This is a genomic window from Bradyrhizobium sp. LA2.1, assembly GCF_040547725.1.
GTDB lineage: Bacteria > Pseudomonadota > Alphaproteobacteria > Rhizobiales > Xanthobacteraceae > Bradyrhizobium > Bradyrhizobium barranii.
Window position 1 is genome coordinate 21852 of the sequence record NZ_JBEPQI010000007.1, and the last position, 19401, is coordinate 41252.

The window sequence follows — 19401 nt, forward strand, 5'->3', positions numbered from 1 at the left end:
GCCGGGCTCTTGTTTTTACTTTACGGCTTCTGGCCGCCCTGCTGGCCGCCCTGGTTGCCCTGCTGGTTCTGCTGTCCAGGAGTCTGCTGCTTGTTGGGATTCTGCTCGTCTGCCATGTGAACGTCCTTTCGCTTCGTGGATGTCAACAATCATGCTCGAAGATGACTCGTTCCTAATCTCGCTGCGCAGGCCGCAAACATCGTCACCAGTCAGCCCAGCTGACACGCCGGGTTACAAGCGCGGCTTCTCGCGCTCCATGACGACGTCTTTTGCCTGCTTGTCTTTTCTCAGGCCGAGATAAACGGGGTGCCGCATCTCGCCGGAGCTCGTCCACTCGGTAAATTTCACCTCGGCGACGAGTTGCGGCTTCACCCAGGTGGTGACCGCTTCGTCCTTTACCTTTTTGCCGAAGGGAGATTTGGCGGCTTTGAGCCTGATCATGTTTTTGTGGAGCTCTTCGAGAGTATCGTGGCTGAAACCCGTCCCGACATGCCCGATATAGCGCCAGCCATTTCCTTCCCGCAGCGCAAGTGTAAGCGCTCCGAAAAACGGTCTCGTCCTCCGCGGCGCCGTAAATCCCGCGATCACCACTTCCTGGCGTTTCGAGGTTTTGATTTTCAGCCAGTCGTCGGTTCGCGCGCCTGACAGGTACTTGCTGTCGGCGCGTTTTGCCATGATGCCTTCAAGACCTTTGCGCTCGGCCTCCTCGAAGAATTTCACGCCGAAAGTCTTCCGGTTGCGGCTGTACCCGATGAGCCTATTTTTCGGCAGGATAGCCTTAAGGCGCTGCTTACGCTCCGTGAGCGGCAGGCCACGAAGATCTTCGCCATCCTGAAACATCAGGTCGAACGCGAAGTACTGCAGTTTTGCTTCATGGTGAAGGGCATTCTGCAGCAGCTGGAAATGCGACACGCCATCCTTGCCGATCGCGACGAGTTCTCCGTCGATGACGGCATCGCCTCTGACACCTTCGAGCGCCTGTGCGACTTCGCTATAGCTATGGCTGATGATCTTGCCGTTGCGGCTATACAGCGTCACCTTGCCGCGGTCGATTTTAGCGACCATGCGGAAGCCGTCATACTTGTCCTCAAATATCCAGCCCTTATCGTCGAACGACGCGTCGGTCAGCGTTGCAAGCATCGGCTGGAGCCGCTTCGGCAACGTGGATACGCGCGCCATTACGATGCACCCGCTTCGAGGACGTTCCGAAAAGTGACCGAGTAGCGCAGGCTTTCGGCTCCGGGAATGCTGTGCTGCCATTCGGTGCGCGATGGACCGCGGAGAAGGTAGATGGAGCGCGGCTCTGCAACGAGAGTGTTCCTCTCGAAGCCCTTTTCAGTCCACCTGCGCAACCTGAAGGTGCATGACGACAACAGGGAAACGCCCGCAACATCGCCAAAGACGGAGCGGTCTTTGTGCCAGCCGATCCCGGCCCCAGGCGCGTATTCGGTCACGAGGACCTGCTGGAAGCTGTGAGGCGCAAGGCCGGCAAAGGCTTCGGCACGGGCGCGGAGCGCCGTCAGGAATTCGGGCATGTCTTCGGTTCTTGTGAGGCCGCCGCCATTGAAATCATAGCGCCACCCGAAAGAAACGGTGCGACGCTTTCCCGTGAAGCCGCGGAATTCGAACTCCCGGAAGGGGAGTTTTTCGACATCAGTTAATAACTGACGCTCCTCCTCAGCAGAGAGAAACTCCGTCTCATACTTCATACCCTCCGGAAGGAGACCGCGTCCGAAGAGATCGAGTGTCGCGTTACTTGTCGGCACTCGGCTTTTTCCGCTCCGGCGCTGTGAGGGCCTTATGGTCACCCCCGGTCACCCTGCCCCGCCTTTACTTTTGTCCTGGCGATCTTGAGGCGATCCTGAGACAGCAAACGGCTCTCGTCATCGCTTTCCCTGATGCGGCCTTTCGCATCGCAACGGATGTAGTGCTTGTCCCCGCGCGGCTCGATCAGCCCACGCTTCGCCGCCGCCCGCCAGTTCGGAGTTCGCTTCATGTGGCCTCCCCGGCTTCATTTATGCGTGTCCCAACTAACCGCAGAGGCGCATGGTTCCGTTTCGGGCGCGTCCGCCTGCTGTGCAGGCGGCCGCTAGTCGCAACCCTTTTCAGGACAGGAACCAAGGCCGGGCCGCTCCGTTGGAGCTCACTTTCGAGGACGGCGCCGATGTCAAAGAACGATGAGCTCCGCTATGGGGCACCCGGAGAGAACGCGGTTCATATCTGCGTCGACATGCAGAGGATGTTCGCGGAAAGCACGGCATGGAAGATGCCGTGGCTGCCGCGCGTCCTGCCCAATATTGTTGCGGTGACGGCGGCCCATCCCGAGAGGACCCTCTTCACGCGCTTCATCCCGGCGCAGAAGCCCGGCCAGGGCGCCGGCATGTGGCGGCGTTATTACGAGCGCTGGGGATCGATGACGATCGAGGAGCTTGGCCCGGAGATGATCGGCCTCGTCAAGGACCTTGCGCAGTTCGTTCCACCCGCACGCGTCTTCGACAAGCATGTCTACTCGCCGTGGACGGGAAGCGATCTTCACGAGCAGCTGCGCGCGGCGCGCGTCGATACGATCATCGTCACCGGCGGCGAGACCGATGTCTGCGTGCTGGCGACCGTGCTCGGCGCCGTCGACTGGGGTTACCGCGTCATTCTTGTCACCGACGCCCTGTGCAGCTCGGCTGACGAAACGCACGACTCCATGATGAATATCTACATGAACCGCTTCGGGCAGCAGGTTGAGTGCGTAACGACCGAAACGCTTCTCGGCAACCGGCCGGGCGGCGCCAGGGGAAGGCTCGTGTCATGAATAACTGTTTCCTCGTCCAGATTCTCCTCCCAAAGGAGCGAGGCAATGGCGAGCCGGTTTCGCAGCGTGGTTCGAGGAATTCCTTGAAGAACTGACGGACCGGTTCGGCGGCGCGACCAGCTTCATCCGAGCACCGGACCAGGGTCTACGGCGCAGCGGCCACGAGACCGAGCGGGACAATATCGCCGTCATCGAAGTCATGGCTGCGAAGCTCGCGCGCCCGACTTCTGGCGCGCCCTGCGCGAGCGGCTCGAACGCGAGCTTTCAAAGAAAGAGATCGTCATCCGCGCTCAGGAAATCATCGCGCTGTGAGGTCTTAGGAACGCTATCCCATCCCCGGCTGTTTGCAGTGCAGACCCCACCCGGAAGGACACCATGGGCTTTTCACCAAGGACATTAAAACGCTGGCGCTGGCTACCGCGCGCCGGTAAGGAAGCCGCCGCGTCCCAGGCTGAGGACCGCGCGATCCGCTAGCTTGGCTCAAGCCTGTTTCCTGTCCGAGATTGCCCAGCGTGCCAGCGCGGCTTCTCCTGCTTCGGTCAAGGCGCCGAGCGTTGTCTGCCCCTTCCTTGCGCACTGGACAAGGCTGTTCGCGATGAAAGATCTCAGTTCATGATTGACGCCGTCCGGCCTGCCTTGGCAGAGCTGTTCGAGAACGGCTTCCATGCTTGCAAGTGTGCGGCGATCGAAGCTTTCGAGGATCATGGCGCTTCTCCTATCCCGGCTAAACGAACTCCAGACCCGGACGTTCCAATTTCGGAACTGACCTTCCAAGATCGGGAACCAAGCTGCATCGCGGATTATTGGACCTGAATGCCTGGCAAACTTAAGGTTTTTCAGACGTCACAGGGCTTTTCGACCTCGCGATTGCGGCGTCGTCGATGAAAGCTGCAGCGAGCGGCACAACGTTCGATCGGGATTCGCTAACTGCAGCTCATCGCAATCTGCCGCTCGGCACGCATGTTCGCGTTACTGACCCTAAGAGCAGCAAATCGGTGGTCGTTCGTATCACTGATCGCGGACCATGGATTCGCAGTCGCGTCATCGACCTCTCGCTCGCCGCCGCGCGTAGCTTGGGGTTTACCAACCGTGGCGTCGCCCAGGTCGTGCTGAGGTGTTGTAACAGACGTCCATTGCCCAGCGAAAACACGCAGGCACGGGGCCTGTGATTTCAGGCCGGGCCTTGCTTTTACCGCTTCACCCGCGTCGGCACTGTGGTCCGCTTCGGTTCAAGATGCGAAGAACTCAACCTGAGCAAATCTAGTCCGCCGTGCCTCACTGAGCGGACCTCAACGAGGTGCGACGCTACTTCGCTGACGGGTCACAACCCGACTACCCCACCTCAGCGACGATGTGGGCTTGTGGTCCGCAGGTGTACCCTCGGCCGACTAGCCGAGGCGCCGCCTATCCCGTGCCTGCCTCAGCAGGTCCCACTTTACGATATCAAAGGGAATGTAAGCGTTGTTGTTGTACCCGCGTCGCTGCTGGTCTGGTCGACGGTACCGCCAATTTGTCTCGCCAGAGAGGTAATCAGCTTAAGGCCCGACCCGTTTTCGTTAGGATGTTGAATGCCGCGACCGTTGTCGGTCACTGTCAATCGGGCCTCGCCGTAGCCGACGCCTCCCACCAAACTTACGCTGATCCTGCCTCCCTCTGCACCGAACGCATGCTTGATGCTGTTCATCGCAGTCTCATTCAAAATGAGGCCAACCGGGAGGGCCCGGTCGATCGCCAATTCGAGCTCGTCGCATTCGACGTCGACTTCAACCTCATCCACCTGATTGCGGATCGCGCTGCAAAGTGCCCGGATGTAATGGGAAAGTCTAACGATCTGCCCCTCTTGGCGAGGGGCAAGCTGATCATGTGCGAGCGAGATGGCGTTGATGCGGCTGGCCACGTGGTCCAGAGCGCGGTGTGATTCTGGATCAAGATAGCGGCGCTTCTGGATGGAAATCGAGGACAGGACGAGTTGAAAATTGTTCTTGACCCGATGTTGCATCTCTCGAAGCAAGATCTGCCCCTTTTTAGCTTCCGCGACCGCAGCCATAAGGCTTGCATGTTCGTCCGGTTGCGCACCGCGACGCAGCACAGCACCTATCAGCGCGGCGGCGGCGGTCAGAAACTCGGTCGTATCCTGGGAGAAGTCTCTCGGCTTTGTACTGTCCACCTCCAGCACGCCCCATGCGGCGCCGCCGATGAGGATCGGGACGTTGCTGACAGCCACAATGCCATGCTCCGCCAAGAACTCGGAACGAACAAATTCGTTCTGATCGGCGAAATCTCTGATGCTGACAGGCTCGGCCGTTTGGAAGGCGCGGCCAGGCGGCGAGCGGAGGTCGGCCGACAGCGTGGCGGTGCGGACGGCACCATCCTTCCAGCCGACTCCCACAATCAACAGAAGATCGGACGTGTCTGGACGATATTGAAGCACCTTAACATGGTGGATTTCCACGGCGCGGGCAATTTGCAGCACGGCTTGGTCCAAGAAGCGTTCTGCTCCGGGGTCTTCAACCGAAAGACGACCGATATCGACCAAAATGCGGATGTGGCGCCGGAGTTTGTCCAGCACATCGCCCTCAGTGTGTTCGGTCGGGTGGTCCTCCATTCGTTTCTAACATCGGGCCTCATTGTGCCTAAGCGCCGAGACCGTACAAGCTGGCTTGGTCGCTAAAGGAGCCGCGATCCGCAATTTAGCCCTCAACTGGTCGACCGAAAACGGCTTGCCGATCGCCAACGTACCTTTGGGGGCTGCAAAAAGAGATGGGATTTCGAGTCGGAAGGCTTGCTGCGAGCTCCACAGGAACCTCCGCTCCGATGCGGGTTTGGTTCTTGAGACAAACAGCGAGAGCGAAATGGGAAACAGTGGCGTCGGAATGCTACTCGGCGATACCTCCGTGACGGCGCTCTGGATGATGTTTATTGGCGCCTTCATCTTGGGTGGCACAATTCTGTATGGCGTTATGAAGACGGGAAGGTTGCGCCGCAGCGAGCGTGCGCAGCTCGACCGAAACACAGAGATGGCGCAGCGCCGGGATGACCCGGAGAAAAGAGCCGCTCGTTAGCAATCGGCGTGTCGACCAGTCAAACGTAAGATTTAGGAACTTGGGCCGGAGTGGCGCTAGGGCGTATAATCATAGCCCGCGATGTCCGTAATTCGCTAACGGCCGCAGGGAAGCCAATGCGCGAGGTAGGCTTTAGGCACAGCTGGACCAAAGACCGCAATGATATCGACGGTCGCTGGGGATTCCAACGCTCATATGTACGCCGTATTGATAAAGCAACAGGTAGATGCCCGTCAGATCCAGTTCATGGCCCTCTCCGTCAGCGAACATGAGTTGCGCAGTGTCGACCTCGGCAAACTCGCCGGGCACCTGGCGGCACGGAATACTTCCAGTCTGTCAAGTCGGTCGAAACGACGCGTTCATCAGAATGTGGACGGAGTTCAACGAACAACGGGACACGACCACCAACGATCAAAAGGAGGCGACTTACATCGGTTTCAGGATGCGGGCTCGGGCGGTCAGCCAAGCCGGCACGGTCGATGTCGAGGCGGTCCGGCAAGCCATGTACGGACAACGCGTAAGGGGCGCCAAGTGGTTTTGAGCTGGTGATGAATACCAATCATCATCTCTCGAAGCCGGCGGCTGGTACCTTCGAGGTCGTTTGGCAGTCCGCCAGCCCGATCAAGGCATCCGTGTGGCCGATATCTTCCGGAGAGCGCGAGACGCACCGCCGATTGGACATTTCTCTGGGTTTGCGGTGGATGTGCTGAGCCTTCATTCAAGGACTGGTGATTCTTACATCGCTAGTTGCGTCAAAATCTCACGCCACAGTTAGTGCGCTGACCAGTGCCACGTTCTTGGTCTTCAGATGAGATGTAGTCCGCCTGGGGTCAAAACTAATCGTCGCGGGCTTTCCCAAAAAGGTCGGCTGTGTGCCAAATCGGACGTTGCGCCGGCCTTTCTGTAATTCGGCGCAGCGTTAACCTCACATTCGGCGTTACCCAGCCAGCATCAGCGTGATTTGAATATCGTATAGCGGTCAATGTTGAAAGCGCATGGGGTTAAGTTGCTTCACCCAGTGAGACCTATCTATTCAGCGACGCTTGTTCATCGCCTGTTCCAAACCCTGACGAAGAGACTTCGGAGTGTAAGGCTTCACGACGAGTATTGCGCCCAATCGCGCGGCTTCAGATTTCAATCCGCTGTCACCTGTCGCGAGAACTAGGCAAAGATCGGGCCGGCGCGCATAGACATTCCTTGCGAGCTCTAGACCGGAAACTCCTAGGAGTCCGACATCAGTAAGTAAGATGTCCACGGGGTGCTCATCCAGGATCTTCAAGGCCTCTTGAGCCGTGCTGGCCTCTTTTACGTTGCATCCAAGATCGTTTAGCATCTCTGTTGTCGTCAGGCGGATGAGGTCGTCATCTTCGACGAGCAACACGGTCGCGTCCTTGAAAGACTTTTCGTTGGCCGAGTGTTGCGATCCCTGAGCGACGCGCCTTTGAGCTTGATTAGCCAGCAAGTGTCTGATTTTCCGCGCGAGCGCCTCGCGCGTGTAAGGTTTGGCCAGGAGTTCCACCCCGGGATCGAGCCGCCCGCCGTGCACGATGGCGTTCTGAGTATAGCCGGATGTGAAAAGTACGGCGACGTTTGGCAAACGCTCCTTGGCTTTTCTTGCGAAGTCCGGGCTACGCAGGCTGCCAGGCATCATGACGTCGGTGAAGATAAGGTCTATTGGAATGCCGCTGTCGACAACGACGAGTGCGCTCGCTGCATCTCGCGCCTTGACCACGCGGTAGCCGAGCTCGGTAAGCATCGAGACCGCGACCTCGCGAACCTCATCGTCATCCTCAACCACGAGGACAGTTTCCTCTCCGCCTTGAACCTCGCCGGTCGGAGCCCCCACCAGAGTATCTTCGGATGCCATCTCTCGCGGGAAGTACAGCTTCACCGTGGTCCCGGCCCCTACCTCGCTGTAGATTTTCACGTGTCCGCCGGACTGCTTGAGAAAGCCGTAAACCATGGCGAGGCCCAGGCCCGTACCCTTGTCCTCCGCCTTGGTTGTGAAGAATGGCTCATAGACCCGTTCCAGGATATCCGGCGGAATTCCGGTGCCTGTATCGGTCACCGCGATCATCACGTATTGTCCCGCGGACAACTCGTCATGCTGGCGGACATATTCGTCGTCGAGGAAGGCATTACTTGCTTCAATCGTCAGCCGGCCTTCGCCGTTCATCGCGTCGCGGGCGTTGATCGCAAGATTCAGGACCGCATTTTCCAGTTGATCCGGGTCGATGAGGCTATTCCACAGCCCACCTGCGACGACCGTCTCGACTTCGATCTCCCCACCGAGGGCGCGACGAAGCATCTCATCCATGTTCTTGATGAGACGGCCCGCGTTCACTACCCTTGGCTCCAGCGGCTGTCGCCGTGCAAAGGCAAGCAGTTGAGAGGCAAGTTTAGAACCTCGGGCCACACCTCCGAGGGCGTTTTGGACCCGCATCTCGGCCCGGGCATTACCAGCGATATCTTTCCTAAGCAGTTGCAGATTTCCGCTGATGACCTGCAGCAAGTTGTTGAAGTCGTGGGCAACGCCGCCAGTAAGTTGGCCGATCGCTTCCAGCTTCTGGGATCGGATCATCGTTCCTTGCGCCGCCTGGAGCGCGGCTTCCGCCTCACGCCGTTCTGTAATGTCCCGGGTCACTTTGGCGAATCCTACGAGCTTCCCGTCGTCGTCTCGAATCGCGTCGATCACGACATGCGCCCAAAAGCGAGTGCCGTCCTTTCGTACCCTTTGACCTTCATGCTCCCACCGTCCGTCACGGGATGCGGTCTGCAGGCCTGTTCGCGGGAGGCCCGCGGCGCGATCCTCTTCCGTATAGAAATTGGAGAAGTGGCGACCGATGATCTCTTCGGGAGCGTACCCCTTGATGCGCTGGGCTCCAGCGTTCCAACTCGCCACGTTGCCTTCCACGTCCAGCATGTAGATGGCGTAGTCCGTCACACTTTGGACCATTAGCCGGAACTGCTGCTCGCTTTCGCGTAATTTGGCCTCGGCAGCCCTTCGCTCGGTCAGATCCCGAGTGATCTTGGCGAAACCTACAAGCTCGCCCTTAGGCGAGCGGATCGCGTCAATGATGACATGGGCCCAGAACTGCGTGCCGTCCTTGCGCACCCGCCAACCCTCTCGCTCGAAGCGTCCGGTTCGCTCCGCCTCCTCCAGCGCCAACGCAGGCACTTTCTGCTCCCGCTCGGTCTCCGTATAGAATGTCGAGAAGTGGTGCCCTATGATCTCCTCGGCCTCATAGCCCTTAAAGCGCTTCGCCCCCGGGTTCCAGCTGGTGACATGCCCGTCGCGATCCAGCATATAGATCGCGTAGTCGGTGATCGCCTCAACAAGTAGCCGATAACGCCCCTCGCTGGATTGTGCAGCATCGAAGCGGTCTGATTTTTCCATTCGGGTCCTATCCAGCCCGCCGACTGCTGGAGGGTTGAGGTAAAACAATACTAAGACGGTTGAGTTCCATCTGGCCTTCGGTCATCAGCTGACTTCTGGCCTTTGTCCACGGTCACACGGCGTGTAAGGCGTGGCTCATTAGCTCGCAACCAAAGGCGGATTGGTGCGAGTTTGACGAACGCCGGATAGCTGGCTGCGAATTTGAGCATATCGGTGCGCGACATTGGCGGGGCTCAGGCATCACCTTCTCGACCAGCGACAACAGCGACGCAAACACACCGAGCAAACCTATTCACTGACGTGGTGGCAATGATGATAGAGGTCGCCAACTGAGGCGGCCTTACGCCTTGTCCCTCGGGGAATTTGCGGATCTGCGTCGCTGTCGCCAGCAGTCTCGTCCGCGGCCACGTGTCTCATGCGGATCGGGCCGCCAGCGGCCGCTAACGTCTCCTCGCGACACCGTCAAGCAACGCGCCGATGTCCTCCGCGGAGATCGATCGGAGACCGCTCCGAGCCGATCGGATCGATTGCTAGCGGCCTCATGAAGGAACTATTATTCGAATACCGAGCGCTGATCTCGGCACATTTGCGCGCAGCTCGCGCGTTAATATGCAGCACAACCTAAGATACCCCATATTCTGAATTGTGGATGCGCGAATTTTCCGGGGCGGCCGGTTGCTAGTGGCGTAGGTCGGAAGGATCTGACCCACCCCTCCCCGAGCTTCTGCTTACGACCTCAGCGGGATATTGCGTCTGCGCATCGCCGCTTGGTCGCCGCTTGAACAAGGAAAAGTTGCCGTCGGTCCCTGCCTTTGCATACGGATATCGACTGACACTAGCGAGCATGATTGATGGTCTGGTCGAATCTTTGGCGGTATGGAAGGCGGCAAGAAAGCTAGCTATTCAGGCTGGAAACGTGCGGACTCTAACCGAGCGCGACGCCAACAACGCGTGCAGAGCACGCGGATCGTCGGCTAGCGAGCGAATGATCAGTGGGTTACGGGTACTGCACTCGGTTTATGCGCGTAAAAGCTAAGGAGTGAGCCACGCAATCCAATAAGTCTTCGGCCTAAGAAGGACGGGGTTAGATCTTTGGTCTTAGAAGGTCATCGCTTAGTACCTAATTTGACCATCTCTGCCGAATGCTTCCGGAACATTGCGATCCGCTTGCTAGTGAACTCTGCAACTAGGCCGGGAAGGTCAAGGGGCGACCTAATTGTTGCCAGCCTTTGGGCGTATTCGATCGCAAGTTGCATGTTGGCTTGTGCCATTTCCAGTAGCATCGCTTGATAAGCCCGCATGTTTGCGCTGGCCGACGACAAAAAATCAATCTCTTTCCTTGAATCGTTCTCTGTCTCCTGGAAGGCGGTCTCAACACAAGGCGGCGGCGGATTTTCAACGAGGGTGTCTTCTTGGGACACCTGAGGACGCTTTGCAGGAGGTTGGTTCGCGTCTGCGGCAATGGAAGGCGAAGCACTCGTTTTCGGGCTTCTGACAATAGCCTGAGCAGACCGTTGGGCCTTCGCGACTGTTTTCGGGCCGCGGGTATGCTTTGACGTCGCTGGTTTACGCTTGCTCATTTGGCACTCCAAGGATGGTTGGTCGCCCCCTCGGCGAGACGTCAACATGCTGTGCAGTGCAACGTTCCGAAGGCCACCTCGATAGAGCAAGCCCACCGCCGCAATGTGAATGTCACGTCTGACGAAGATTCGTCCCGCAAAATGACTCGCCCGCTTGCCGGTATGTTTGCGTGACCGGCACTGGCAGGGGCACGACGTCCAAAACTCTCAGCCGCCGTTGAGCCGCTCTGCACCAACAGGTTGGGCTGGGTGTACGGTTTCGTCAAAGAGCGGGTATGTCAAACCTACGGGGAACCCAGCCCGCCATCGAGGAATAGGAATTCGCAGCCTTCGGCTTAGGATTCGAACATGCTCAATTTGCCATGGTTGAGAGCGTCCGGCGCTGCAAGTGGCCCTTCGAACCTGCTCGCTGTGCGGCGCTAGGCTACGTCTTCCAGACTGACCTTCTACAGGCTTTGCAGTTCCGACGAGTTGTGGCCTCAGCGAGGATCACCTGAGTCAAGACCGCCCGCACGAACAGCGACTTCTTACAACACTCCGCAGTTTCTTCAGCTGAGGCACCTAGCGGAACCACACCTTTAGTTCCATAGGAACGGCCAAACGAGCGAGCCGTTGTCGTGCCTAATGTCACAGGGAAGGATACGGTATGGATCGCGAACACGTGAAAGGTGCCGCTGACAAAGCAAAGGGTGCCATCAAAGAAGGCGCCGGTAAGCTCACTGGTGATAAGAGCATGCAAGCCGAAGGCAAGATGGATAAAGCCAAGGGCTCAGCACACAATGCCGCAGGCGACGTAAAAGATGCCGCGCGCGATGCGGCGGATGCCCTAAAGAAGTAAGCAGTTGGACAACTAAGAACTGGCCGCCCGGCTTCGGGCGGCTTTTCTTTATCTGAGATTCGGTCACATGGTTAGAAACGCCAGTGCTAGCGTCAATGCGCCCTCCTGTGATGAGCTGGTCAGATCTGGCCGCTTGTGCGGCTCGATCGGGCTAGTGGTTAGTGGCGCCGAATGCCAAACGCACCGACTCTTTTTGATATCAAAACTCGGACTAGAATTCTGCCACTGGTTTGTTTGGTGCCTTGCTCCAAGGGAAAGGACCGCTCCAGGGGGTGGTTCAGGCTCTGACGCGGTCGCCCCCACCTACCGCTCGCCAAGTTGCACGCGTCATCCCGCAGGTTTTCGAAAGGTAACAAAGGCCAAAATTTTCCTCGAAATCTGCGGGATGTAGCGCGCGAATGTGCGGCCGGAAGTTAAGACCGATGGTGTGAGAGATTGAGTCGCCCCCCCTATGCAGCCAGCCACGGTAGCAGATCGCCGAGGCCAGCCTCCAACAGCGACTCCACCGCAACCATTCCCATGTCCACTCGCACAAGCTTGCCAGCCTTGTGTAGACGCTGGCCCTGAGGCCAAGCGCCTCCCTGATACGCGCGCTCGCCCGTGGTTGCTTGCTTCGCCAGGATGTGTCGGTGCTGCGCTGGCGTGCGTGGATGGTTGTCGTTTGCGGGTGTCATTCGGCCCCCCGCAACGCCCTGCGCAACGGGCTGGCGCAACGCCCAAAGTCATTGATTTTGCTATGGTGCAACGGGCGCAACGGGCGCAACGGGCACTTTCGCGATTCCCCCATTTATCGATCATTATTTACCCCCAGATTCCCCTAATATTGAAAAAGGCCGTTGCGGGTGTTGCACCTTTTAAAATCAATGACTTGACCCGTTGCGGCTGCCCGTTGCGCCCCCGTTGCGCCCCGTTGCGAGCATACAGACCGCTAAAGACCAAGCTTGAGCCTGATGGCGCGGGTCCGCTCTGGAATTCGATGCACAGCACTCCCTTTCCGGTCGGGGCAAATCGACTTGAGGATAGTGCCGACCTTCTTGCTGATCGTTGCTCGCTCGCTGGGATCAACCCGTTCCTTGACGTATTCGGAGAACAGCGCGCCCGCTGCGGGCAGGTAGGTCGATCCGGCATGCTTCCGAAAAAGCACCTCGCTCTTCCGTTGCTCTCGCTCGCGGACCCATGCAATGAAGTCCGCCGCAATGTCGTCGCCGGCCTCAGACACCCGGCCATGAGACCGCGCAATGCCGTGCTCTCCGATAAACGCGTCGAGCACGTCGCGGCCACGCTTCTGCGCAGAATCGCGTCCGAGTTGGATGTAGGTGTCAATCAGGCAGTTTAGTTCGCGCGCGACGTACGCCGTGACAACTCGGTGATAGCGGTCTTTATCGCGGCTGAAGATGTCCCGATCCTCAATGCTACCGCTCTTCTCAATCAGGCTGAAGCGGTTTGCAAACTGATCCTCAACGCCATGTTCACCGACCAGCGAACGCACTTGCTCTGCCGACGTGAACAGCTTTGCGAATACCTCAACTTCAGAAGTCATCTGAAATTTTGGCGCCAGCGGGATCGTGCTTTGCAGTTGCTTGATCTCGCTTTTTACGGCCTTGAACTCATCGACCGACAAAACGAAGGCGCGCGTAAAGTCGGTCGGCGACCTTCCGACAGGCTTGCCCTCGAAGAAGGCTTCGATCTCGCGCACGCTCATCTCCACCGAGATCCCAAGCTCGCGCAAAACGCCAAGAAGGAAGCCCTTGCCCCAATCGGAATCCGCCAGAAGCCAGAGGTAGGCTTTTTTGCGATCTCCCGCGAAGCGCGCCGCCACAATGAACTCGATGACGGCATCCAACTCTGGAAAGTGCTGCTTGTAGTCCCCGACAATCTCCGTGCCGTCGGCGCGACTCTCCGTCAGGCGCTTATGCGTAAGCACGACGCGCGCCCTGTTCTCAAGAAGCTCGACACGAGCCGTATCCGCGAACATATCGACGCGGTATTCAATGCTGCTGCGCTGGTTGTGGTACTTCAGATGGTCCAGGATATGTTTGTGAACGATAGCAGACACCTGCTTGATGCCGGCCGATATCGGATCTGTCTTGGGATCGATGGGCAGCCACTGGGCAAGCACACTCCCGGCCGCCTCAACGTCAACCGGATATCCATGTGATCTTTTGATGAAGGTCTTCGCGTCGGCAATAGAGCAAAGCACGAGGCTCTGATCCCCGGGGTTGACCATGTAGAGCTTTGAGCCCTTCGCATCCCAGAATGTGCCGCCGACGATCCGCTCTACGGCGTCAGCGTCGACCGCGAACTCCTCTGGGGCATCCTTTACGTGCGGCGGCAGCAGGCCGCTGAGCGCGACCTTGATGTGGCCGGTGAGCTTCTTGGCGTGTTCACGGCGCTGGGTTGCACCGGAAGCGTTGTCGTTTGCGAAGGAGACGAGCAGCATCGCTGTCAGGTCGCTGGCGACCTTCATCCATTGACTCCACACATCGCGCCGGGCACGGTCCTTGCCCCACATGCGCTCGAAGTCCCGGACTGCTGCAGCCTCATTCGGGTAGCGGGCAAACCAGTTACCCGGCGCCGACATGAACAATGACGCCGCCTCCTCTGCGCTGTGGCCATAAAAGGCCATCTTCTCGACGACTGCCGCCGCGTAATCAGAGCGGTCGCCAACATCGTTGGCCGCAAGCATGGCAGCCAGCTTGTCAGACACAGTGATCCCGTTAACGTCCGGCAGTTCGCCGAGTTGAACCGGCTTCGCCTCGCTCGCAGGTGCCGATGCCCACGGCGCCAACGCCTGGCGGAATGCATCAACGCTGATCAGGTCGCCGTCCCACGCTTGCAGGTAATGCACCGATGCTGGGTCAGGCGAGCGGCCGCGCTCCAACTTCGCTCTATTCGGCCAATTGTTCGTGCCGGGAATGCGCCAAACGTGGTCAACGTCGGCGGTACCATGATCGGAACCGGTTGCACGCTTCAATGCAGCCGCCAGCGGTGCAGCCTCGGCAACGGTAAGCGGCTTGTCGAATATCCACACTGGTTGCTGATTGCCGGGCGATGTCTCAATGGTGAAGCTGGGCTCAAACGGCAGTTTGCCCGTTTTACCGGTGTCGCTATCCATATCGGCGACAAGGCCGAGCACGGCAAGGACGTCTTCCTTTGTCCCGCGTTTGCCGCGCAGCAGGCCGCGCCTCATGAGGTGCAGACCAACGTAGACGTTGGTTCCGCTCGTATCGCTATGAGCGGCGATGGCGGCCACCATGCCGTCAATGTCGCCCGGCCGATGGTGCGTTATCGTGCCCTTGCCGCCCGCAACGTTGTAGGCCGAAACTACCAGCACCCCGTCAATGCCTTGGGCCAGTCCGTGGAGCATCTCGCAGTGCGTGCGGATCGGGTCGAGGTAATCGTTCTTAGCTGCGTGAAGTGCGGTCATCGGCGTTCAAGCCCCCATCAAAAGCATTACTGGCAAGTTGTGTAATTTGATCGGCCAACGCGCCGACGAAAGTTGCTGTCCGACGTCCGGCAGCGTTCTGTGAATACGTGAGGCGTCGTCCGCTCTCGGTCTGAACAAGCCTGAGATCGTACATTCGCAATTCGGGCGTCAGCTCTAAGTCGAAGCGAGCCAACGTCTTTCCCTCGCCCGGAGGGCTGGGACGGATTGATAGGATTTTCAAGGGATTCCCCGATTGGGGTGGGGTGTGTATCTCGCCACGGCCGAGGCCGGTGCGCTCTTGTCGTTGGTGGCCCGTCGCCAAGCGGGCACGCCAGAAAAATCTGATGTAGCTCCTCGCCTGCCAAGGGCCGGGTGCGAAAAAATAGCGGGGGTGCTCCTTTTGGAGCGGTGCACCTGGCTGAAGCGTCAGTCGTGCTTTAGGCGGCTTGGGTGCCGCTCTTTGAATTGTCGTTGGCGACGGTGCAGGTCCGCGCCCATTCGTCGAGTGCTTCGGTGGAATAGACTACGGCTTTGCCGAAACGCATGAACGCGGGACCGCTGGTCCCGTAGCAGCGTGCTTTATCCAGAAAGGATTTCGAAAGGCCGAGATATTCGGCCGCTTCCCGAACCCTGATGTTCGCCACTAGTTGCCTCCGTGTGTTGGCGTTGGAAGCACAAATGGATATCAAATCAAATTCGAACAAAGAGGGCACAAACCGTAAGTGCAATCGCTTTGAAACAAAACGTTATTGCGACTGGGGCTTTTGCCGCCTCTTCGGCGAGGATGTCAATCGCGGGCCATCCCACACATGGAAGGTAGGCGCTGGCTACATAGTGGCTAAAAATCTTTTAGCCAGCTCTTCAGACTTCCGGCTAAGTCCTTGAATTTATTGGTCGGAGCGAGAGGATTTGAACCTCCGACCCCTAGTCTCCCAGACTAGTGCGCTAACCGGGCTGCGCCACGCTCCGAACGTCGTTCCATTAGCTAGGATCGCCGCTTTGCGCAAGGCGAGGTCACAGCATTTTGGCGTCCGCGCCCACAGCCCCCGGAACTGCCGGCAAAGCTCGCGAAAAGCGCCCTAGCCGTCCTTCAGCGCCTGATCCAGCATCTCCCGGCACGCGACGAGGTCAGCGAGCACCCGTCCGAGCCGCTCCCGGTCGATGGCGCTGGGCCCGGCAGGTGCGGCGGGAGTGCCGCCCTTGCGGAAGGTGGTGAGGATGTCCTCGTCGTCGACCTCCGTGAAGCGGAAGTCGATGCCTTCCTCCTCGTCGCCCTGGTAGTCGTCTTCGTCGGCATCCGTGACGCCCTTGATGGGCGCCTCGTCGTCGTCGTCGGGCTCCATCAGGCTGGCGCCGATGGCATCCTCAATGGCCCCGAACGAGACCGCGGCCGCGCCGTCGGCGAGGCCCTGCACCGACTTGACGCCGTGCTCCTTGAGGATCCGCTGCACCCCGCGGATGGTGTAGCCCTCCCCGTAGAGCAGGCGGCGGATGCCCTTGAGCAGATCGACGTCGTCGGGGCGGTAATAGCGGCGGCCGCCGCTGCGCTTCATCGGCTTGATCTGGGAGAATCGGGTCTCCCAGAACCGCAGCACGTGCTGCGGAATGTCGAGTTCCTGCGCTACTTCGCTGATGGTTCGGAACGCATCCGGCGCCTTGTCCAAATGCCTAATCCTTCGCGCAGGCGGTTACGCCTCGGGTTGAGCCTTGCTGGCGTCGCCATTGCCGCGATGCTGGGTGTTGATCCGCTGCTTCAGGATCGCCGACGGCTTGAACACCATGACGCGGCGCGGCGAGATCGGCACCTCGGTGCCGGTCTTCGGGTTACGGCCGATACGCTGACCCTTCTTGCGGACCATGAAGGAGCCGAAAGAGGACAATTTCACCGTCTCGCCCTTCTCCAGGCAGTCGGTGATCTCCTTCAGGACGAGTTCCACGAACGCAGACGATTCCGTGCGCGACAGGCCCACCTTCTGGTAGACGGCCTCGCAGAGATCAACACGCGTTACGGTTTTGCTTTGGTCGGTCATCGCCCTGCCCCACATCACGGCGAACAATTGTTGTCTGAAATTATGAGGTTACGATACGCCGGTCAACAGCGCTCATCAATGCAGGCGCATCGATAATGGCGGCTAATTCCGGCAAAATTTTATCGAATGTGGCGCTACCAGCGCACCAGCGCGGAGCCCCAGGTGAACCCGCCGCCCATCGCCTCCAGCAGAACCATGTCGCCCCGCTTGATACGGCCGTCCTTGCGCGCCACCGACAGCGCCAGCGGGATCGAGGCCGCCGAGGTGTTGCCGTGGCGGTCCACCGTCAGCACCACCTTCTCCGGCGCGATGTGGAGCTTGTGGGCGGAGGCGTCGATGATTCGCTTGTTGGCCTGGTGCGGCACGAACCAGTCGATGCTGTCGGCATTGAGCCCGCTGGTCTGGAAGGCGTCGACGATCACGTCGGTGATCATGCCGACCGCGTGCTTGAAGACCTCGCGGCCCTCCATGCGCAGATGGCCGACGGTCTGGGTCGAGGACGGACCGCCGTCGACGAACAGCTTTGCCTTGTGGCGGCCGTCGGAGCGCAGGTGAGTGGTCACGACGCCCCGGTCGGTCGCGGCCTTGCCCGGCTGCTCCTGTGCCTCCAGCACCACGGCGCCGGCACCGTCGCCGAACAGCACGCAGGTGCCGCGGTCGTTCCAGTCGAGGATGCGCGAGAAGGTCTCGGCGCCGATCACCAGCGCGCGCTTGAAGGCGCCGGTGCGCAGGAAATTGTCGGCGGTAGCGAGCGCGAACACGAAGCCCGAGCACACCGCCTGGAGATCGAACGCCGCGCCATGGTTGATGCCGAGCGCGTGCTGCACCGCGACCGCGGTTGCGGGGAAGGTGTTGTCAGGCGTCGAGGTCGCCAGCACGATCAGCTCGATCGACTGCGCGTCCACGCCGGCGTCGCTGAGCGCAGCCTGCGCCGCCTTGATCGCCAGATGCGAGGTGAACTCGCCCTCGGCCGCGATATGCCGCTCGCGAATGCCGGTACGCTGCACGATCCATTCGTCGGACGTGTCGATGCGCGCCGCCAGCTGGGCGTTGGTCACCACCTGCTCCGGCAAATAAGAGCCGCAGCCCAGCACGACCGAACGAATTTGAGTCACGAAACAGCCTCCTGCGCGGTCTGCACGGAACTAAGTGCACCACCCTCGCGGTTGAGCATCTGATTGATCTTGTTCAGGAGATCGTAGTGAGCCATCTCATAGCCAACATCGATCGCATAGGCAAAGCCTTCGGAGCTGATTCCACCATGGCTCTTGACCACGATCCCGTTCAATCCAAGGAACACGCCGCCGTTGGACTTGTTCGGGTCCATCTTGTCCCGCAGGGCCTTGAAGGCGCTGCGCGCCAAGAGGTAGCCGAGCTTGGACAGCCAGCTCCGCTGCATCTCGTTGCGGAGTAATTCCGCCATCTGCCGTGCGGTTCCCTCGGCGGCCTTGAGCGCGATATTGCCGCTGAAGCCTTCGGTGACGATGACGTCGGCCAGTCCCTTGCCGATACCATCCCCCTCGACGAAGCCGAGATAATCGAGCTCCGGCAGGTTCACCGCACGCAGCCTGTCCCCGGCCTCGCGGATCTCCTCGTGCCCCTTGATCTCCTCGGTCCCGATATTGAGCAGGCCGACCGTGGGCCGGGGCTTGTCGAACAGGACGCTCGCCATCGCGGCGCCCATGACGGCGAGCGACACCAGATGGTGTGCGTCGCCACCGATGGCGGCACCGAGGTCGAGCACGACCGATTCGCCGCGCTTGGTCGGCCATACCCCGGCAATCGCCGGGCGGTCGATGCCCGGCAGCGTGCGCAGGTGGAAGCGCGACATCGCCATCAGCGCGCCGGTATTCCCGGCGGAGATCACGACATCCGCCTCGCCCTTCTTCACCGCGTCGATGGCGAGCCACATCGAGGAGGTCTTGCGGCCGCGCCGCAGCGCCTGGCTCGGCTTATCATGCATGGCGACGGCGACGTCGGTATGGATGATCTTCGAAGCGGCCTTGAGGGCGGGATGCTTCTCGAGCTCGGGCTCGATCTTGGCGCGGTCCCCGACCAGCAGGAATTCGATCTCGCGATGCCTGTGAAGCGAGATGGCGGCGCCTGGAATGACCACGGCGGCGCCGACGTCGCCCCCCATGGCGTCAAGCGCGATGCGAACCTTGCTTGGCATAAAAGTCCTGGAAACCTGGTCTGGTGCGGTCTTGAACGAGCGGTGCCGCAAAATGGGTCCGCCATGGACATGGCGACCGGTCAGGCGCCAC

The 19401-nt window shown here is 59.7% G+C and carries 18 protein-coding genes, 1 tRNA gene and 1 pseudogene; 6 read left to right on the top strand and 14 right to left on the bottom strand.

Annotated features, from left to right (window positions below; all coding sequences use genetic code 11):
- Positions 1 to 231 precede the first annotated feature (231 nt).
- From ligD to ABIB95_RS14880, 3 genes are all read right to left on the bottom strand, one after another.
- A complete protein-coding gene (ligD, locus tag ABIB95_RS14870; protein ID WP_354240292.1) occupies positions 232 to 1179 on the bottom strand; it encodes a non-homologous end-joining DNA ligase in 948 nt (315 codons plus the stop codon).
- A complete protein-coding gene (locus ABIB95_RS14875; RefSeq protein ID WP_354116155.1) occupies positions 1179 to 1709 on the bottom strand; it encodes an alpha-ketoglutarate-dependent dioxygenase AlkB in 531 nt (176 codons plus the stop codon). Before ABIB95_RS14875 ends, ligD begins: the two co-directional genes overlap by 1 nt.
- A gap of 95 nt (positions 1710 to 1804) precedes the next feature.
- Positions 1805 to 1996: a hypothetical protein gene (locus ABIB95_RS14880; protein WP_354116156.1), complete on the bottom strand. Its 192-nt coding sequence runs from the start codon at positions 1994 to 1996 to the stop codon at positions 1805 to 1807.
- A 168-nt stretch (positions 1997 to 2164) separates the two neighbouring features.
- Between ABIB95_RS14880 and ABIB95_RS14885 the strand changes: the two genes are divergently transcribed.
- Positions 2165 to 2803, top strand: a complete 639-nt coding sequence (locus ABIB95_RS14885) for a cysteine hydrolase family protein (RefSeq protein ID WP_354116157.1) — start codon at positions 2165 to 2167, stop codon at positions 2801 to 2803.
- A 480-nt stretch (positions 2804 to 3283) separates the two neighbouring features.
- Here ABIB95_RS14885 and ABIB95_RS14890 read toward each other — a convergent pair whose 3' ends face one another.
- Entirely contained in the window at positions 3284 to 3508 is a 225-nt protein-coding gene (locus tag ABIB95_RS14890; RefSeq protein WP_354116158.1) for a hypothetical protein, read from the bottom strand.
- Positions 3509 to 3684: 176 nt separating this feature from the next.
- Between ABIB95_RS14890 and ABIB95_RS14895 the strand changes: the two genes are divergently transcribed.
- Positions 3685 to 3972: a septal ring lytic transglycosylase RlpA family protein gene (locus ABIB95_RS14895; protein ID WP_354240295.1), complete on the top strand. Its 288-nt coding sequence runs from the start codon at positions 3685 to 3687 to the stop codon at positions 3970 to 3972.
- 266 nt (positions 3973 to 4238) lie between these two features.
- On the opposite strand, the gene ABIB95_RS14900 is transcribed toward ABIB95_RS14895, so the two are convergent.
- Positions 4239 to 5372 carry a sensor histidine kinase gene (locus ABIB95_RS14900; protein WP_245328413.1) on the bottom strand — a complete coding sequence of 378 codons (1134 nt, stop codon included), beginning with the start codon at positions 5370 to 5372 and terminating at the stop codon, positions 4239 to 4241.
- Positions 5373 to 5463: 91 nt separating this feature from the next.
- Between ABIB95_RS14900 and ABIB95_RS14905 the strand changes: the two genes are divergently transcribed.
- From ABIB95_RS14905 to ABIB95_RS14915, 3 genes and pseudogenes are all read left to right on the top strand, one after another.
- Positions 5464 to 5865, top strand: coding sequence for a hypothetical protein (locus tag ABIB95_RS14905; protein ID WP_231142114.1), 402 nt, complete (start codon positions 5464 to 5466; stop codon positions 5863 to 5865).
- A 159-nt stretch (positions 5866 to 6024) separates the two neighbouring features.
- A pseudogene (locus ABIB95_RS14910) lies at positions 6025 to 6198 on the top strand (transporter substrate-binding protein); the annotation flags it as partial.
- Positions 6199 to 6232: 34 nt separating this feature from the next.
- Complete coding sequence (locus ABIB95_RS14915; RefSeq protein ID WP_354102741.1) at positions 6233 to 6406, top strand: transporter substrate-binding protein; 174 nt, start codon at positions 6233 to 6235, stop codon at positions 6404 to 6406.
- 492 nt (positions 6407 to 6898) lie between these two features.
- On the opposite strand, the gene ABIB95_RS14920 is transcribed toward ABIB95_RS14915, so the two are convergent.
- The gene (locus tag ABIB95_RS14920) at positions 6899 to 9262 is read right to left on the bottom strand and encodes a hybrid sensor histidine kinase/response regulator (RefSeq protein ID WP_231142115.1); all 2364 of its coding nucleotides are present in this window, start codon (positions 9260 to 9262) and stop codon (positions 6899 to 6901) included.
- Positions 9263 to 10368: 1106 nt separating this feature from the next.
- Positions 10369 to 10842, bottom strand: a complete 474-nt coding sequence (locus ABIB95_RS14925) for a Phasin protein (RefSeq protein ID WP_354116160.1) — start codon at positions 10840 to 10842, stop codon at positions 10369 to 10371.
- Between the two features lie 646 nt (positions 10843 to 11488).
- On the opposite strand from ABIB95_RS14925, the gene ABIB95_RS14930 reads away from it, so the two are divergent.
- Positions 11489 to 11680 carry a CsbD family protein gene (locus ABIB95_RS14930; RefSeq protein WP_354116161.1) on the top strand — a complete coding sequence of 64 codons (192 nt, stop codon included), beginning with the start codon at positions 11489 to 11491 and terminating at the stop codon, positions 11678 to 11680.
- A 928-nt stretch (positions 11681 to 12608) separates the two neighbouring features.
- Here ABIB95_RS14930 and ABIB95_RS14935 read toward each other — a convergent pair.
- The 7 genes from ABIB95_RS14935 to plsX form a co-directional block, all read right to left on the bottom strand.
- Positions 12609 to 15107: a DNA-primase RepB domain-containing protein gene (locus ABIB95_RS14935; RefSeq protein WP_354240299.1), complete on the bottom strand. Its 2499-nt coding sequence runs from the start codon at positions 15105 to 15107 to the stop codon at positions 12609 to 12611.
- 437 nt (positions 15108 to 15544) lie between these two features.
- A complete protein-coding gene (locus tag ABIB95_RS14940; RefSeq protein WP_354116163.1) occupies positions 15545 to 15751 on the bottom strand; it encodes a helix-turn-helix transcriptional regulator in 207 nt (68 codons plus the stop codon).
- 247 nt (positions 15752 to 15998) lie between these two features.
- Positions 15999 to 16076, bottom strand: a tRNA-Pro gene (locus ABIB95_RS14945).
- Between the two features lie 110 nt (positions 16077 to 16186).
- On the bottom strand, positions 16187 to 16771 hold the full coding sequence (locus ABIB95_RS14950) for a MerR family transcriptional regulator (protein ID WP_071913245.1): 585 nt from the start codon (positions 16769 to 16771) through the stop codon (positions 16187 to 16189).
- 24 nt (positions 16772 to 16795) lie between these two features.
- Positions 16796 to 17137 carry an integration host factor subunit alpha gene (locus ABIB95_RS14955; RefSeq protein ID WP_028152484.1) on the bottom strand — a complete coding sequence of 114 codons (342 nt, stop codon included), beginning with the start codon at positions 17135 to 17137 and terminating at the stop codon, positions 16796 to 16798.
- A 134-nt stretch (positions 17138 to 17271) separates the two neighbouring features.
- On the bottom strand, positions 17272 to 18252 hold the full coding sequence (locus tag ABIB95_RS14960; RefSeq protein WP_354240302.1) for a beta-ketoacyl-ACP synthase III: 981 nt from the start codon (positions 18250 to 18252) through the stop codon (positions 17272 to 17274).
- The gene (plsX, locus tag ABIB95_RS14965; protein ID WP_063982863.1) at positions 18249 to 19310 is read right to left on the bottom strand and encodes a phosphate acyltransferase PlsX; all 1062 of its coding nucleotides are present in this window, start codon (positions 19308 to 19310) and stop codon (positions 18249 to 18251) included. Before plsX ends, ABIB95_RS14960 begins: the two co-directional genes overlap by 4 nt.
- Between the last annotated feature and the right edge of the window lie 91 nt (positions 19311 to 19401).

Bases quoted from the DNA above. Each gene is read 5' to 3' on its own strand.
- ABIB95_RS14895 (WP_354240295.1), top strand. From the start codon at position 3,685: ATGAAAGCTGCAGCGAGCGGCACAACGTTCGATCGGGATTCGCTAACT.
- ABIB95_RS14875 (WP_354116155.1), bottom strand. From the start codon at position 1,709: ATGAAGTATGAGACGGAGTTTCTCTCTGCTGAGGAGGAGCGTCAGTTA.
- ABIB95_RS14880 (WP_354116156.1), bottom strand. From the start codon at position 1,996: ATGAAGCGAACTCCGAACTGGCGGGCGGCGGCGAAGCGTGGGCTGATC.
- ABIB95_RS14930 (WP_354116161.1), top strand. From the start codon at position 11,489: ATGGATCGCGAACACGTGAAAGGTGCCGCTGACAAAGCAAAGGGTGCC.
- ABIB95_RS14935 (WP_354240299.1), bottom strand. From the start codon at position 15,107: ATGACCGCACTTCACGCAGCTAAGAACGATTACCTCGACCCGATCCGC.
- ABIB95_RS14955 (WP_028152484.1), bottom strand. From the start codon at position 17,137: ATGACCGACCAAAGCAAAACCGTAACGCGTGTTGATCTCTGCGAGGCC.
- plsX (WP_063982863.1), bottom strand. From the start codon at position 19,310: ATGCCAAGCAAGGTTCGCATCGCGCTTGACGCCATGGGGGGCGACGTC.
- ABIB95_RS14885 (WP_354116157.1), top strand. From the start codon at position 2,165: ATGTCAAAGAACGATGAGCTCCGCTATGGGGCACCCGGAGAGAACGCG.
- ABIB95_RS14890 (WP_354116158.1), bottom strand. From the start codon at position 3,508: ATGATCCTCGAAAGCTTCGATCGCCGCACACTTGCAAGCATGGAAGCC.
- ABIB95_RS14925 (WP_354116160.1), bottom strand. From the start codon at position 10,842: ATGAGCAAGCGTAAACCAGCGACGTCAAAGCATACCCGCGGCCCGAAA.
- ABIB95_RS14920 (WP_231142115.1), bottom strand. From the start codon at position 9,262: ATGGAAAAATCAGACCGCTTCGATGCTGCACAATCCAGCGAGGGGCGT.
- ABIB95_RS14915 (WP_354102741.1), top strand. From the start codon at position 6,233: ATGTGGACGGAGTTCAACGAACAACGGGACACGACCACCAACGATCAA.
- ligD (WP_354240292.1), bottom strand. From the start codon at position 1,179: ATGGCGCGCGTATCCACGTTGCCGAAGCGGCTCCAGCCGATGCTTGCA.